The 12,591-nt window shown below is 72.5% G+C and carries 15 protein-coding genes; 6 read left to right on the top strand and 9 right to left on the bottom strand.

Annotated elements, in window-relative coordinates; all coding sequences use genetic code 11:
- The first annotated feature begins 24 nt into the window (after positions 1 to 24).
- A complete protein-coding gene (locus tag ACIQPR_RS40170; protein WP_403659434.1) occupies positions 25 to 1,047 on the top strand; it encodes an alcohol dehydrogenase catalytic domain-containing protein in 1,023 nt (340 codons plus the stop codon).
- Here ACIQPR_RS40170 and ACIQPR_RS40165 read toward each other — a convergent pair.
- Together ACIQPR_RS40165 and ACIQPR_RS40160 are read right to left on the bottom strand one after the other, a co-directional pair.
- Positions 1,037 to 2,041 carry an LLM class flavin-dependent oxidoreductase gene (locus ACIQPR_RS40165; RefSeq protein WP_403659431.1) on the bottom strand — a complete coding sequence of 335 codons (1,005 nt, stop codon included), beginning with the start codon at positions 2,039 to 2,041 and terminating at the stop codon, positions 1,037 to 1,039. The genes ACIQPR_RS40170 and ACIQPR_RS40165 overlap by 11 nt on opposite strands.
- A gap of 52 nt (positions 2,042 to 2,093) precedes the next feature.
- Complete coding sequence (locus ACIQPR_RS40160) at positions 2,094 to 2,516, bottom strand: (2Fe-2S) ferredoxin domain-containing protein (protein ID WP_403659428.1); 423 nt, start codon at positions 2,514 to 2,516, stop codon at positions 2,094 to 2,096.
- A gap of 68 nt (positions 2,517 to 2,584) precedes the next feature.
- Here ACIQPR_RS40160 and ACIQPR_RS40155 point away from each other — a divergent pair, with 68 nt between their 5' ends.
- The 4 genes from ACIQPR_RS40155 (at position 2,585) to ACIQPR_RS40140 (ending at position 4,680) form a co-directional block, all read left to right on the top strand.
- Positions 2,585 to 3,076 carry a hypothetical protein gene (locus ACIQPR_RS40155; protein WP_403659425.1) on the top strand — a complete coding sequence of 164 codons (492 nt, stop codon included), beginning with the start codon at positions 2,585 to 2,587 and terminating at the stop codon, positions 3,074 to 3,076.
- 84 nt (positions 3,077 to 3,160) lie between these two features.
- Positions 3,161 to 3,502: an ArsR/SmtB family transcription factor gene (locus ACIQPR_RS40150; protein WP_403659422.1), complete on the top strand. Its 342-nt coding sequence runs from the start codon at positions 3,161 to 3,163 to the stop codon at positions 3,500 to 3,502.
- Positions 3,503 to 3,505: 3 nt separating this feature from the next.
- Positions 3,506 to 4,012, top strand: a complete 507-nt coding sequence (locus tag ACIQPR_RS40145) for an SRPBCC family protein (protein WP_403659420.1) — start codon at positions 3,506 to 3,508, stop codon at positions 4,010 to 4,012.
- The gene (locus tag ACIQPR_RS40140) at positions 4,012 to 4,680 is read left to right on the top strand and encodes a dihydrofolate reductase family protein (RefSeq protein ID WP_403659417.1); all 669 of its coding nucleotides are present in this window, start codon (positions 4,012 to 4,014) and stop codon (positions 4,678 to 4,680) included. The genes ACIQPR_RS40145 and ACIQPR_RS40140 overlap by 1 nt, the downstream gene beginning before the upstream one ends.
- A 10-nt stretch (positions 4,681 to 4,690) precedes the next feature.
- Here ACIQPR_RS40140 and ACIQPR_RS40135 read toward each other — a convergent pair whose 3' ends face one another.
- The 5 genes from ACIQPR_RS40135 to egtA form a co-directional block, all read right to left on the bottom strand.
- Positions 4,691 to 4,906 (bottom strand): dodecin, encoded by a 216-nt coding sequence (locus ACIQPR_RS40135; RefSeq protein ID WP_403659414.1) that lies wholly within the window; start codon positions 4,904 to 4,906, stop codon positions 4,691 to 4,693.
- Between the two features lie 93 nt (positions 4,907 to 4,999).
- A complete protein-coding gene (gene egtD / locus ACIQPR_RS40130; RefSeq protein WP_403659411.1) occupies positions 5,000 to 5,962 on the bottom strand; it encodes an L-histidine N(alpha)-methyltransferase in 963 nt (320 codons plus the stop codon).
- Complete coding sequence (gene egtC / locus ACIQPR_RS40125; RefSeq protein ID WP_403659408.1) at positions 5,959 to 6,732, bottom strand: ergothioneine biosynthesis protein EgtC; 774 nt, start codon at positions 6,730 to 6,732, stop codon at positions 5,959 to 5,961. Before egtC ends, egtD begins: the two co-directional genes overlap by 4 nt.
- Entirely contained in the window at positions 6,732 to 8,060 is a 1,329-nt protein-coding gene (gene egtB, locus ACIQPR_RS40120) for an ergothioneine biosynthesis protein EgtB (RefSeq protein WP_403659405.1), read from the bottom strand. The genes egtC and egtB overlap by 1 nt, the downstream gene beginning before the upstream one ends.
- Positions 8,057 to 9,361, bottom strand: a complete 1,305-nt coding sequence (gene egtA, locus ACIQPR_RS40115) for an ergothioneine biosynthesis glutamate--cysteine ligase EgtA (RefSeq protein WP_403659402.1) — start codon at positions 9,359 to 9,361, stop codon at positions 8,057 to 8,059. The genes egtB and egtA overlap by 4 nt, the downstream gene beginning before the upstream one ends.
- Before the next feature lie 280 nt (positions 9,362 to 9,641).
- On the opposite strand from egtA, the gene ACIQPR_RS40110 reads away from it, so the two are divergent.
- Positions 9,642 to 10,496 carry a TIGR02452 family protein gene (locus ACIQPR_RS40110; RefSeq protein WP_403659399.1) on the top strand — a complete coding sequence of 285 codons (855 nt, stop codon included), beginning with the start codon at positions 9,642 to 9,644 and terminating at the stop codon, positions 10,494 to 10,496.
- Here ACIQPR_RS40110 and ACIQPR_RS40105 read toward each other — a convergent pair.
- Together ACIQPR_RS40105 and ACIQPR_RS40100 are read right to left on the bottom strand one after the other, a co-directional pair.
- Positions 10,481 to 10,927, bottom strand: coding sequence for a type II toxin-antitoxin system PemK/MazF family toxin (locus ACIQPR_RS40105; protein WP_403659396.1), 447 nt, complete (start codon positions 10,925 to 10,927; stop codon positions 10,481 to 10,483). The two genes, ACIQPR_RS40110 and ACIQPR_RS40105, sit on opposite strands and share 16 nt — an antisense overlap.
- Positions 10,928 to 10,982: 55 nt before the next feature.
- Positions 10,983 to 12,470 (bottom strand): SPFH domain-containing protein, encoded by a 1,488-nt coding sequence (locus tag ACIQPR_RS40100; RefSeq protein ID WP_403659393.1) that lies wholly within the window; start codon positions 12,468 to 12,470, stop codon positions 10,983 to 10,985.
- Positions 12,471 to 12,591: the final 121 nt, after the last annotated feature.

Raw genomic sequence — 12,591 nt, 5'->3', positions numbered from 1 at the left:
GTCGCATCCCTCCGGGAGACACCCATGAGCAGTTGTCGAGTCGCGCAAGTGGCCGTCGCCGGTGGCGAGTTCGAACTCGTCGAGCGTGAGCTGCCGCAGCCCGGACCCGGCCATGTGCGGATCGCCGTGGAGGCGTGCGGGATCTGCCACACCGACACCTTCTTCGTCGACGCCGGAGTGCCGGGCGTGCGGTTCCCGCTCGTCACCGGGCACGAGATCGCCGGGCGGATCGACGCGCTCGGCGAGGGCACCGCGGCCCTGGGCTGGCGGGTCGGCGACCGGGTGGCGGTCGGCTGGTTCGGCGGCAGCTGCGGTCACTGCACCCCTTGCCGGCAGGGCGACTTCATCGTCTGCGCGAACCTGAAGGTGCCCGGCTGGGCCTACGACGGCGGCTTCGCCGAGATGACGGTCGCGCCCGTCGACGCGCTCGCCCGGGTCCCCGAGAGCCTGTCGGCGACCGCCGCCGCGCCCATGGGCTGCGCGGGCGTGACCACCTTCAACGGGCTGCGGCACAGCTCGGCCGGGCCGGGCGACCTGGTCGCCGTCCTCGGGCTCGGCGGTCTCGGCCACCTGGGTGTGCAGTACGCGGTCGCCATGGGATTCGAGACCGTGGTGATCACACGCGGCGCCGAAAAGGCCGACTTCGCCAAGCAGTTGGGCGCGCACCACTGCATCGACAGCACGGCGGACACCGAAGTCGCCGAGGCACTGCGGGCGTTGGGCGGCGCCAAGGTGGTCCTGGCCACGGCGGGCGACGCCGACGCCGCGACGGCCACCGTGGAGGGGCTGAGACCGCGCGGCGAGCTGGTGATCGTCGGGGCGGACAGCGCGCCGCTGGGCATCAGTCCGCTCCAACTCATCCTGCCCGGCAAGGTGGTTCGCGGGCATCTGTGCGGCACCGCCCAGGACGTCCAGGACACGCTGGCCTTCAGCGTCCTGCACGACATCTCCCCGATGGTGGAGACCGCGCCGCTGGAACGGGCGGGCGAGGCCTATCGGCGGATGCTGTCCGGGGCCGCGCGCTTCCGGATGGTGCTCACCCCGTGAGCGAGGCGATCCGGGCGAGGCGCCGGTAGGAGTCCAGCAGGGCCGCGCGGTCGTAGGTGCTGGTGGTGACCAGGACCTCGTCGGCCGCTGTCTCCTTCAGCACCGTCTCCAGCTCGTCGGCCACCTGCTCCTCGGTGCCCGCGAGCTGTCCGGTGAGCCCGGTGTCGTAGAAGCCGAACTCCTTGTCGGACATGGCCAGTTGTGCCACGCGTTCGGCGGGCGGCAGGGGTGGGAAGGTGCCGTGGGTGCGGGCGTGCGCCATCGACCAGGCCTCCGGGACGAGGAGTGCGCGGGCCGCCTCGGGGGTGGCGGCCACGGCGACCGTGCCCGAGATGACGACGTACGGCCGTGAGGCCCAGGGGGAGGGGCGGAAGCGGGCGCGGTAGTGGTCGATGCCGCGCCGCGTCCTCTCCCGGTCACGGAGGTCGCCGATCACCATCGGCAGGCCCGCGCGGGCCGCGATGCCGGCGCCCTCGCCCGTCGCGAGCACGAACGGCGGGACGCCGAGGCCCTCCGAGGGGCGCGCGTGGGCGCCGGTGGGGGAGGTGCCGCGGAACCAGCCGAGGAGCTCGGCGAGTTGTCCGGCGAAGTCGTCGGCGTCGTCCTTGTCGCGGCCCAGGGCCTTGCGCACACCGTCGGTGAAGCCGACCGAGCGGCCCAGGCCCATGTCGATCCGGCCCGGGAACAGCGACTCCAGCACCCCGAACTGCTCGGCCACGACCAGGGGTTGGTGGTTGGGCAGCATCACTCCGCCCGTCCCGACCCGGATGCTCCGGGTGGCCGAGGCGACGGCGGCGGCCAGCACGGTCGGCGCCGAACCCGCGACCCCGGGCACTCCGTGGTGCTCCGACACCCAGAACCGGTGATAGCCCAGTTCCTCGACCTCCCGCGCCAGCCGCACGGTGTCGCGCAGCGCCTCGGCGGGCGGATGCCCCTCGCGGGTGCGCGAGCGGTCCAGCACGGAGAACGGGGTCGAGGCGATCAGGGAACTCACACCGGGTTCAACGCCCGCGCGCCCTCGGCATTCCCCGAGCCGGTCGCGGCGCTCACCGCCGGGACCGCACGCGTGCGTCCCGCGGCGGGTCGATGAACTGCAACTCCAGGGTCACGGGCGGCTCCGCGAGCCCCGGTCCGCCCGCCGCCGCCCACTCCAGGACCTCTTCCGTGCAGTCGTCGTCCATCGCGAACCCGACCCAGGTCGGCCGCCCGCCGGCCCGCCGCCCCGCGGCCGAGGGCTGCACCACGATCACGTTGGCCTGGTCGCAGGGGCCGAGGCAGTCCGTCGTACGCACCGCGAAACCGTGCTCCGCGGCCCCGGCCCGCAGCCGTTCCAACTGCCAGGCGTGGTCCGTGCCCGGGTGCTTGCGCGGGTCGCCGCAGCAGCAGCCCCGGCAGACGACCAGGGTGCAGGGCCGTTCTCGGGCGGCACCTATGAGGAACGTACGGCGTGCGGGGGTGGCGGCAGACATACGAGAAGCATGAGGCCAGGGCCTCGGGGCGGCGGCGCCGGGGTGCGGGGGCTGTCTAAGGTGGCCCGGTGACAGCTGACCGCAGGCGGCCCCTCGCCGTGTTCGACCTCGACAACACCCTCGCCGACACCGCCCACCGGCAGCGGTTCCTGGAGGGCAGCCCGCGCGACTGGGAGGGCTTCTTCGGCGCCGCGCCCCAGGACCCGCCGCTGGCGGAGGGCGTCGCGCTCGCGCTGGAGTGCGCCGAGGAGTGCGAGGTCATCTATCTGACCGGGCGGCCCGAGCGCTGCCGACGCGACACGCTCGACTGGCTCGCCGCGCACCGGCTGCCCGAGGGGCGGCTCTTCATGCGGCGCGACGACGACCGCAGACCCGCCCGCCGCACCAAGCTGGAGATCCTCAAGCGGCTCGCCCGGGACCGGGACATCCGCGTCCTGGTGGACGACGACGAACTCGTGTGCGACGACGCCGAGCGCGCCGGTTTCCGGGTCGTCCGGGCCCGCTGGACCTCCCCCTCCGCCGCGCTGGAGGCGGCCCAGGAGGGGGAGGGCCGCACCTGAGACGGCCGTAGCACCGGCATCCGAAGGGACCTGCCGGGCTTGCGCTCGGCTTGACGCATTCCCATATCGGCATACGATGGCCGCATGGCACGAGCAGCGACGACGTCGGACGTCTTCAACGCGATCGCCGAGCCGCAGCGCCGGGAGATCCTGGCCCTGCTGCGGACCGGTGAGCGACCGGTCACCGAACTGGCGCACGAGCTGGGGATGAGCCAGCCCGGGGCGTCCAAGCATCTGCGGGTGCTCCGGGAAGTGGGCCTGGTGCGGGTCCGCGAGGCGGGCAAGCGGCGCCTCTACGGCCTCGACGCCCGCGGGCTGCGGCCCGTCCACGAGTGGGCCGGCGGCTTCGAGCGGTTCTGGAACGAGAGCTTCGACCGCCTGGACACCTATGTGCGCGAGCTCGAACAGACACGGCGGGAGGACTGACCGATGGCAGAAACAGAGCGGGAGACGGACGCGGAGTCGGCCACGGCCGAACGGGAGATCGTGATCTCCCGGGTCATCGACGCCGCGCGAGAGCTGGTGTTCGAGGCCTTCACCGAGGTCCGGCACCTCTCGCGGTGGTGGGGGCCGGACGGATTCACCACCACCACGCGGTCCTTCGAGTTCCGCGAGGGCGGGGAATGGGTCTTCGTGCTGCACGGGCCGGACGGCACCGACTACGCCGAGTGGATCCGCTGGACCCGGATCGTGCCCCCGGAGCGGATCGAGCTGCTGCACGGCGAGACCCGCGACGACCCGGACGCCTTCGCCTCGGTCCTGACCCTCGCGGCGGACGGCACGGCGACCCGCATCGTGATGCGCACGCTGTTCCCCACCAAGGAACTGCGCGACGAGGCGGCCGAGAAGTACCACGCGATCGAGGGCGGCGAACAGACCCTGGGCAACCTGGCGGCCTACGTCACCGACCTCGCGCGGAAGGGGGCGCGGGGCTGATGGCCGGGAAGGTGTTCTTCAGCGTGTCGATGTCGCTGGACGGTTTCGTGGCGCCCGAGTCCGTGCCCGACCAGGACGAGCTGTTCGCGCCCGAGCGGCAGGACGAACCGGCGGTGCGGCGCTGGCTGGCCCAGTGGACGGAACTCCAGCAGTGGGTGTTCCCGCTGCGGTTCTTCCGGGAGAACCTGAAGCTCGGCGAGGGCGGCGAGGAGGGCCTCGACAACGACCTGGCGCGCCACACGTTCGAGCGCACCGGCGCGAGCGTCATGGGCAGGCGCATGTTCGACCTCGGCGAGCGGTCCTGGCCGGAGGAGGCGCCCTTCCGCACCCCGGTCTTCGTCGTGACACACGGCAGCCGGGAACCGTGGGAGCGGCCCGGCGGCACCACGTTCCACTTCGTCGACGACGGCGTCGAGCACGCCCTCGACCGGGCCCGCGAGGCCGCCGGCGACCGGGACGTCCGCATCGCCGGCGGCGGCGCGACGATCCTGGAGTACCTGAACGCGGGCCTGGTCGACGAGTTCTCGATCACGCTCTCCCCGGTGCTGTTCGGCACCGGCACCCGCCTGTTCGAGGGCGTGGACGCCTCCAGGATCGCGCTGGAGCCGGTCCGCTCGCGGGCCTCGGCACGGGTGACGCACCTGACCTACGCGGTGCGCCCGCGATAGCCCGGAGGCGTCAGTCCTCGTCCTCGATGCGGAAGCCGACCTTCAGGCCGACCTGGTAGTGCTCGATCTGCCCGTTCTCGATCTGGCCCCTGACCTGCGTCACCTCGAACCAGTCCAGGCCGCGCAGGGTCTGCGCGGCGCGGGCGACGCCGTTGCGGATGGCCTGGTCGATGCCCTCGTGAGAGGTCCCGACGATCTCGGTGACCCGGTACGTGTGGTTGGACATGCGGGTACTCCTCTCGGCCGTGACGGGCGCGTCACGCGTCACTCCACCGTGCCCCACGGCGCGGCGGTACGCGAGACGGCCCGTCACCCGAGGTCAGCGCACCACGCTCAGTGACAGCGCGAAGCGGCCCGCCCGGTCGGTCCACCAGTGGGCCAACTCCAGCCCGGCCGCCGCCAGTTCGGTGCGCACACCCTCCTTCCGGAACTTCGCCGAGATCTCGGTGCGCAGTTCCTCGCCGGCCGCGAAGTCGACGGCGAGATCGAGCGCCGGGATCTTCACGGTCTGGTCCGTGAGGGACCGCAGCCGCATCTCGATCCACTCGTTGTCGGTGTCCCAGAGCGCCACGTGCTCGAAGGCCGAGACGTCGAAGTCGGCGCCCAGTTCGCGGTCGACCACGGTCAGCACGTTCTTGTTGAACGCGGCCGTCACCCCGGCCGCGTCGTCGTACGCCCTGACCAGGACCTCTTCGTCCTTGACCAGGTCCGTGCCGAGCAGCAGCGCGTCCCCGGGCGAGAGCAGCGCGCGCAGCCCGGCGAAGAACGTGGCGCGTTCGGCCGGCAGCAGGTTGCCGATCGTGCCGCCCAGGAACGCCAGCAGACGCGGTCCCGGTGTCTTTGGGAGGGTCAGCGCGGCGGTGAAGTCCGCGATCAGGGCGTGCACGGCGAGGCCCGGCCGCTCCTGGACGAGGGCGTGCCCGGCCCCGGTGAGCGCGCTCTCGCTGACGTCGACCGGGACGTACAGCGCCAGGCCGGTGAACGCGTCGAGGAGATGGCGTGTCTTGTCCGAGGAGCCGGAGCCCAGCTCGACGAGTGTGCGCGCGCCGGTCGCGGCGGCGATCTCACCGGCCCGGTCGACGAGGATCTCGCGCTCCGCGCGGGTCGGGTAGTACTCGGGCAACTCGGTGATCCGCTCGAAGAGTTCGCTGCCGTGGGCGTCGTAGAACCACTTCGGCGGGAGGGTCTTCGGGGTGTGGGTGAGGCCTTCGAGGACGTCGGCGCGCAGGGCCGCGTCGGTGGCGTCCTCGGGCAGGGTGCGGGTGAGAAGGAACGGGCTCACGTACGGGGCTCCTTCGGTGGTGCGAGGTCTTTCAGGGGGGTGAGGAGGACCTCGGCGCGGGTCGCGGTGAGCAGATGGCGGTCGGGGACCTCCTGCCAGTGCGGGTCGTCGTCGTAGGGCTCGGAGGCGACCACCGTGCGGCGGCCGGGCTCCGAGAGGTACCAGAGGGAGTCGCCCCAGGCCGTCGCGGCGATCGACTCTCCGTTGCTGAGAAGGAGGTTGAGGCGGGAGCCGGGGGCGGCGTGCGCGACCTCGGCCACCGTGTCGGCCAGCGCCTGGCCCTCCTCGTCGCCCGCCCGCAGCCGGGCCAGGGCCAGCGCCCAGACGAACGCCGAGTCGCAGCGGGCCTCCATCGACAACAGGTCGACCGGGGGCAGGCGTTGGGCGAGGGCGGCGAGGGTGCGGGGCCAGCCGGTGACCGCGCCGTTGTGGCTGAACAGCCAGGGGCCCGCGGCGAACGGCGCCGCCGCGGCCTCCCCGTCCGCGCCCGCGAACGTCGCGTCCCGTACGGCGGCCAGCAGCGCCGACGAGCGCACCACGCGGGCCAGGTCGGCGAAGGACTGGTCGCCCCAGATGGGCACCGCCCGCCGGTAGCGGCCCGGCACCGGGTCGCCCTCGGCGTACCAACCCACCCCGAAACCATCGGCGTTGACCGTTCCGTGCCGCTGCCGGCGCGGCTGCCAGGACTGCCGGTACAGGCTGTGCTCCGGGTCCACGAGGAGCCGGCCGAGCGGCTCCTCGGGTCCCAGGTACGCCAGATGACGGCACATCAGACGGCTCCCGAGCGGGCCGTGCGGAAACCGGAGAAGATCTGCCGCCGGATCGGATAGTCCCAGTTGCGGAACGTGCCCCGGCAGGCCACCTCGTCCACCGCGAACGAACCGCCCCGCAGAACCTTGTACTCCGGGCCGAAGAACACCTCCGAGTACTCCTTGTACGGGAACGCCCTGAACCCCGGGTAGGGCAGGAAGTCGCTCGACGTCCACTCCCACACATCACCGATCAACTGCCGCACGCCCAGCGGTGATTCGCCCGCCGGATAGCTCCCCGCGGGGGCCGGGCGGAGGTGGCGCTGACCGAGGTTGGCGTGTTCCGGGGCCGGGTCGGCGTCGCCCCACGGGTAGCGCGTGGAGCGGTCGGCCACCGGGTCGTGGCGGGCCGCCTTCTCCCACTCGGCCTCGGTCGGCAGCCGGCGTCCGGCCCAGCGGGCGTAGGCGTCGGCCTCGTACCAGCACACGTGCAGGACGGGCTCATCGGGCGGCACGGCCTCCGTGACGCCGAAGTGCCGCCGCAGCCACTGCTTGCCGTCCTTGCGCCAGAACAGCGGCGCGACGACGGAGTTGCGGCGGATGTGCGCCCAGCCCTCCTTCGCCCACCAGCGCGGGTCGTCGTAGCCGCCGTCCTCGACGAACGCCAGATACGCGCCGTTGGTCACCGGTGTCGTGTCGATGTGGAAGGCGGCCACCTCGCGCCGGTGCGCGGGCTTCTCGTTGTCCAGCGCCCACGGTTCGGTGGAGGTGCCCATGGTGAACGGGCCGCCGGGGACGAGGACTTCGGACGGGCCGGTGAACAGCGGTACCGGTTCCGGGTCCGGGGCCGTCAACGCCCGTGGTCCGGTGCGGAGCTGATGGGTGATCAACATCGTTTCGTCGTGCTGCTGTTCGTGCTGGGCAACCATCCCGAAGGCGAAGCCCGCCTCGGTGAGCCGCGTTCCGCGGAAGGTGGAGCCGGCCAGTACGTCGGTGACCCGGCCGCGTACCTCGGCCGCGTACCGCCGGGCCTCCGCGGGCGGCAGCAGCGGCAGCGAGGGACGTTCGGAGCGCGGGTGCTCGAACGCGTCGTAGAGGCCGTCGATGTCGGGCCGCATCGCGTCCCGGCCGCCGACGGCCCGCAGCAGCCACAGCTCCTCCTGGTTGCCGATGTGCGCGAGGTCCCAGACCAGCGGGGACATCAACGGCGAGTGCTGCGCGGTGAGTTCGGGCTCGTCCACGCAGCTCGTCAGAAGCGTGGTGCGGTCCCGGGCCGTGGTCAAAGTGGTCAACGCCCGTTGCCGGAGCGCCTCGATATCGATGTCAGGGGAGGTGTCGGCGTCGGTCATGTGCGGATGTCCTTCCCGTGCGGGCGGCTGTCCGTGCCCCGCACGCGGTCGAGCAGATCGTCGGCGGGGCAGCGGCCCCGCACGACATAGCGGTCGAAGTACGCGCGGACGGCGTCCGTGACCCCGGTGCTCGCGCCCAGCCGGGGCAGCGCCTCCAACGCCGTCGCGAAGCAGACGAGCGCCACCTCGTGCAGCTCCGGGTCGGACAGCCCGTAGCGGGCCGCGTCGATCCACAGCGGATTGTGCGGCGCGGGCAGCCCGAGCGACCGTTCGGCCAGCGGCTTCACGGCCCGGTACGCCGTCTCGGCGGCCTCCGGGTCGTCGAACAGCGCCGTCGTCACCGCGAGCGGCACGATCCAGCCGTCGTCCCCGGGCTGCGCGTCGATCATGCGCAGTTCGAGATGGCCACGCGGTCTGACCGGCGGGAACAGGGTGGTGAGGTGATAGTCGAGGTCGTCCCGGGTCGGCGGCGTCGAGGACCGGGTCCACTCCCGGAAGGTCAGCCCCTCGGGCACGTCCCACGGGCCGTCCCCGCGCCGGACGCACATCACCGGCGAGTCCAGCACATGCTTCGCCCAGGCACCGCGCGGCTCCGCCTCCAGCGGGGGCGCGCCCGCCCGCCCGGGGCCGATCTCCATCCAGATCAGCTGCCGGGAGGAACGCCAGCCCGTGGGGCTGCGGCCGATCAGCGGGGAGTTGGCGAACGCGGCCACCAGCACCGCGCCCAGCTGGTGCGCCAGCCACCAGCGCCGCCCGTGGCCGAGCGGCCCAGGCTCCTCGTGACCGGCGTCCAGGCACACCTGCACGGATGCCGAGGTGCACATCATGCGGCGGCCGGCGGGGCCGGTGCGGTCGAGGCAGCGCTCCATCGCGTCGTAGCGCGGCTCGTGCAGGAACCGGCGCGGGGGGTGCCAGGGATCGTGGCCGACGCCGACCAGCCCCAGGTTGTCGCGGGCCAGCACCGCGCGGACGGTGTCGAGGTCCTCGGAGACGGTACCGATGCACTCCATCAGGGAGGCGGCGGGCGACGAGCTCAGTTCCAGCTGGCCGCCGGGCTCGACGGTGAGCGCCGACCTCAGGTGCACGGATCTCAGCGCGGCGTAGGCCGCTTCGAGTCGTTCGGGTGTCACGGGGAGCTGCGGCAGCCGCAGCTCGTGGACGAGCCATTCCACTTCGACCCCGAGCGTGCGGGGCGGACCGGTCTTGAAGCAGATGCCCCTGACCAGGGCCTCCACCTCGGGTTCGGTGACCGCGACGTCGGGCTTCGTACAGTCGCCGCAGTCACTTGCCGTATCGGACATGTCGGGATCCTCCTGAGATTCCACCATGCCACCGGCCCGGTTTCGGTTGGGCCCGGGTCGGCACACTCGTACCACCCAAGACCCTCGCGGCTGGTCGCACAAGGGTGCGTATTGCCGTGTTCGGGATCGGTAATCTCCGGTTCGCCGGCCGTTCGCGAGGCCCGGAAACTCCGTTGCACCGCACGACCAGCATCGCTCACGATGAGGGTGTGAGCACGACGGGGGAGAACACGGGGGAGATCGCGGGGCGCGCTCTCATGGCGTACACGGGGGTTATGCCATGAGCGCGCGCCTGCGCGGCATCGCGCGGCAGACCGAGGAGATCGTCGCGGCCGGGGGCTACCGCACGGCGCACGGACGCGAGGTGTCCATCGCGGCCGGGACCCGGGCGGCCCGCGCGGGCACCCGCCTGCACGGACCGGAGCCGGTGCGCGTACCGGAGCTCCCGCAGGTGGACACGTTCATCGAGGTCACGGGCGAGAGCAGCCTGGAGGCCGCCCGTCGGCTCACCGGCCCGGTCGCGGTGCTGAACTTCGCCTCGGCCCGCAATCCCGGCGGCGGATTCCTCAACGGCGCCCAGGCCCAGGAAGAGGCCCTGTGCCGTGCCTCCGCGCTGTACACCTGCCTGCTTGAGGCCCGCGGCTTCTACGACCACCACCGCGCCCACCGCGATCCGTTCTACACGGACCGCGTCATCCACTCACCGGCCGTCCCCGTCTTCCGCGACGACAAGGGCCACCTGCTGGAAGAGCCGTACACCGCAGGCTTCCTGACCGCCGCCGCGCCGAACGCGGGGGTCGTGCTGCGCACCGCGCCGGAGCGCGCGGCCGAACTGCCGGGCGCGGTCGCCGTACGGGCCGAGCGGGTGCTGGAGACCGCCGTGGCGCACGGCTACCGGCGACTGGTCCTGGGCGCCTGGGGCTGCGGGGTGTTCCGCAACGACCCGGAGCTGGTCGCGGGCGCCTTCCGCGCGCTGCTCGGGCCGGGCGGACGGTTCGCCGCGGCCTTCGAGCACGTGGTCTTCGGCGTCCTGGACCGCACACCGGGTGCCACGGTCCGGGACGCCTTCGTACGGGCCTTCCCGGAGCCCCGGCCCCGGCCCCGCACCGTGGAGACCGCTCAGGTCCAGCCGTAGCGCTCGTGCAGCCGCTGGCGGACGAGGTTGAAGCGCATCCGGTCGATCGCGCACGCCTCGCGGCGCATGCCGTCCTCGTGCAGGCGCAGGATGCGGTCCACGTCGACCCAGGAGTCGCGGCCGGTCTTGTCCCAGGGGCCGTTGCCGATCGCCACCCACTCGCGGTCGGCGTCGTGCCGCTTGCTGGAGAGCTGGACGGCGAGCAGGGTCCCGCCGGGCTCGCGGGCCACGACGAGCACCGGGCGGTCCTTGCCCCGGCCGTCGTTCTCCTCGAACGGCACCCAGGTCCAGACGATCTCGCCGGGGTCGGGGTCCCCGTCGTGCGCGGGGGAGTACTCGGTACGCACCCTGCCGACCTCGCGCGGGTCGGCCTCGGTGGTGGCGGAGGGGCCGAAGCGGCCCGGGACGTTCTCATCGGTAAACGCGGTCACGGGGGGCACCTTAGAGGGTGTCCCCCGTGACCCGTGCGTCAGCCTCCCGTTGACGTCACTTCTCGTCCTTCTCCACCGGCACCTTCTGCGAGGGCGGTGCCACCGTCCCGTTCAGGGCCGAAGTCCCGTTCGTGCTCTGGCCGTTCTGGTTCATCGAGGAGAGCAGCTGGCGGGCCAGTCCCAGGCCCGTGCCGCCCATCGTGAGCGCCTTGGCGAGCATCTCCGCCATGCCGTCCGCCCCGTTGAGGACCACCATGTTGTCGACGCTGCCGAACGCGGACGCGCCGGCCTTCACGATCTCCGGCCAGTTCTCGGCGAGTTGCTGCGCGACCACCGCTTCCTGGTTCTCGGCGAGGGCCGCGGCCCGCGCCTTGATGGCCTCCGCCTCGGCGAGGCCCTGGGCCCGGGTCGCCTCGGCGGCGGCCAGACCCTTCGCCTGGGCCGCCGCGGCCTCGGCCTCACCGGTGGCCCGGGTCGCCGTGGCGGCGGCGGCACCGCGTGCCTTGGTCGCCTCGGCCTCGGCGTTCGCGGCCGTCTTGATCCGGCTCGCCTCGGCCGTGGCCGCCAACTCGGTCTCCTTGGCCTTGGCCTGCGCGGCGGAGATCCGCGCGTCCCGCTCGGCCTCGGCACGGGCCCGGGTCTCGTAGGCCTGGGCGTCCGCGGGCTTGCGGACGTCGGCCTGGAGCTGCTGTTCCCGGCGCAGCGCGTCGAGTTCGGCGATCCGGGTCTCCTGGACGACGACGTCCTGCCGGGCGGCGGCGTCCGCGAGCGGTCCGGCCTGCCGGGCCTTGGCCGCCGCCTTGTCGCGCTCGGCCTGGTAGCCGGCCTGGAGGATCTCGCTGTCCCGGGTGGCCTCCGACATCCGTGCCGCGGCCTTCTGCTCGGCCTCGGTGGCCAGCCGGTTGGCCTCGGCCTGCGCGATGCGCGCGTCCCGCTGCACGGCGGCGGCGTGCGGCATCGCGAGGTTCTTGATGTACCCGGTCGGGTCCTCGATCTCGTGGATCTGGAGGGAGTCCACGATCAGGCCCAGCTTCTCCATCTCCGTACCGCACGCGGCACGGGTCTGGCCGGTCAGTTTCTCCCGGTCGCGGATCATGTCCTCGACCGTCAACCCGCCCACGATGGACCGGAGATGACCGGCGAACACGTTGTGCACCCGCTCCGACATCATCTTCTGCTGGTCCAGGAAACGGCGGCCCGCGTTCGCGATCGACACGAAGTCGTCGCCCACCTTGAAGATGACCACGCCCCGCACCTTGAGCGGGATGCCCTGGGTGGTCACGCAATCCACGTGCAGTTCGGTCTCGTTGAGGTCCAGCGAGATCTTGCGCACCGCCTGCACACCCGGCAGCACCAGCGTGCCGCGCCCCGTGACGATGCGGAACCCCATGCCCTCTTCGAGGCCTTCGGTACGGTGTTTCGAGCCGGAGATGATGAGTGCCTCGTTGGGCTCGGCCACCCGCCACATCGACTTGAACAGACCGATCAGTACGAGGACGGCGACAACCGCCACCCCCGCCACGACGCCGATGACCATCGGCATACGCCCCCTTGTGATGGTGCCCTTTCGGCACCGAACGAAGGGAGTGTGCGCCCGCGCGACACCGGGGTACAGACGTTGACGGATCCTTGTTGCAATCTTGACGCGAACACCCTTGAAACGG

This window comes from Streptomyces sp. NPDC091280, from assembly GCF_044768565.1.
GTDB lineage: Bacteria > Actinomycetota > Actinomycetes > Streptomycetales > Streptomycetaceae > Streptomyces.
This window is presented reverse-complemented; position numbering and strand designations above follow the sequence as displayed.

Bases quoted from the DNA above. Each gene is read 5' to 3' on its own strand.
- ACIQPR_RS40150 (WP_403659422.1), top strand. From the start codon at position 3,161: ATGGCACGAGCAGCGACGACGTCGGACGTCTTCAACGCGATCGCCGAG.
- egtC (WP_403659408.1), bottom strand. From the start codon at position 6,732: ATGTGCCGTCATCTGGCGTACCTGGGACCCGAGGAGCCGCTCGGCCGG.
- ACIQPR_RS40145 (WP_403659420.1), top strand. From the start codon at position 3,506: ATGGCAGAAACAGAGCGGGAGACGGACGCGGAGTCGGCCACGGCCGAA.
- ACIQPR_RS40100 (WP_403659393.1), bottom strand. From the start codon at position 12,470: ATGCCGATGGTCATCGGCGTCGTGGCGGGGGTGGCGGTTGTCGCCGTC.
- ACIQPR_RS40135 (WP_403659414.1), bottom strand. From the start codon at position 4,906: ATGTCCAACCACACGTACCGGGTCACCGAGATCGTCGGGACCTCTCAC.
- egtA (WP_403659402.1), bottom strand. From the start codon at position 9,361: ATGTCCGATACGGCAAGTGACTGCGGCGACTGTACGAAGCCCGACGTC.
- ACIQPR_RS40110 (WP_403659399.1), top strand. From the start codon at position 9,642: ATGAGCGCGCGCCTGCGCGGCATCGCGCGGCAGACCGAGGAGATCGTC.
- ACIQPR_RS40170 (WP_403659434.1), top strand. From the start codon at position 25: ATGAGCAGTTGTCGAGTCGCGCAAGTGGCCGTCGCCGGTGGCGAGTTC.
- egtB (WP_403659405.1), bottom strand. From the start codon at position 8,060: ATGACCGACGCCGACACCTCCCCTGACATCGATATCGAGGCGCTCCGG.
- ACIQPR_RS40160 (WP_403659428.1), bottom strand. From the start codon at position 2,516: ATGTCTGCCGCCACCCCCGCACGCCGTACGTTCCTCATAGGTGCCGCC.
- ACIQPR_RS40140 (WP_403659417.1), top strand. From the start codon at position 4,012: ATGGCCGGGAAGGTGTTCTTCAGCGTGTCGATGTCGCTGGACGGTTTC.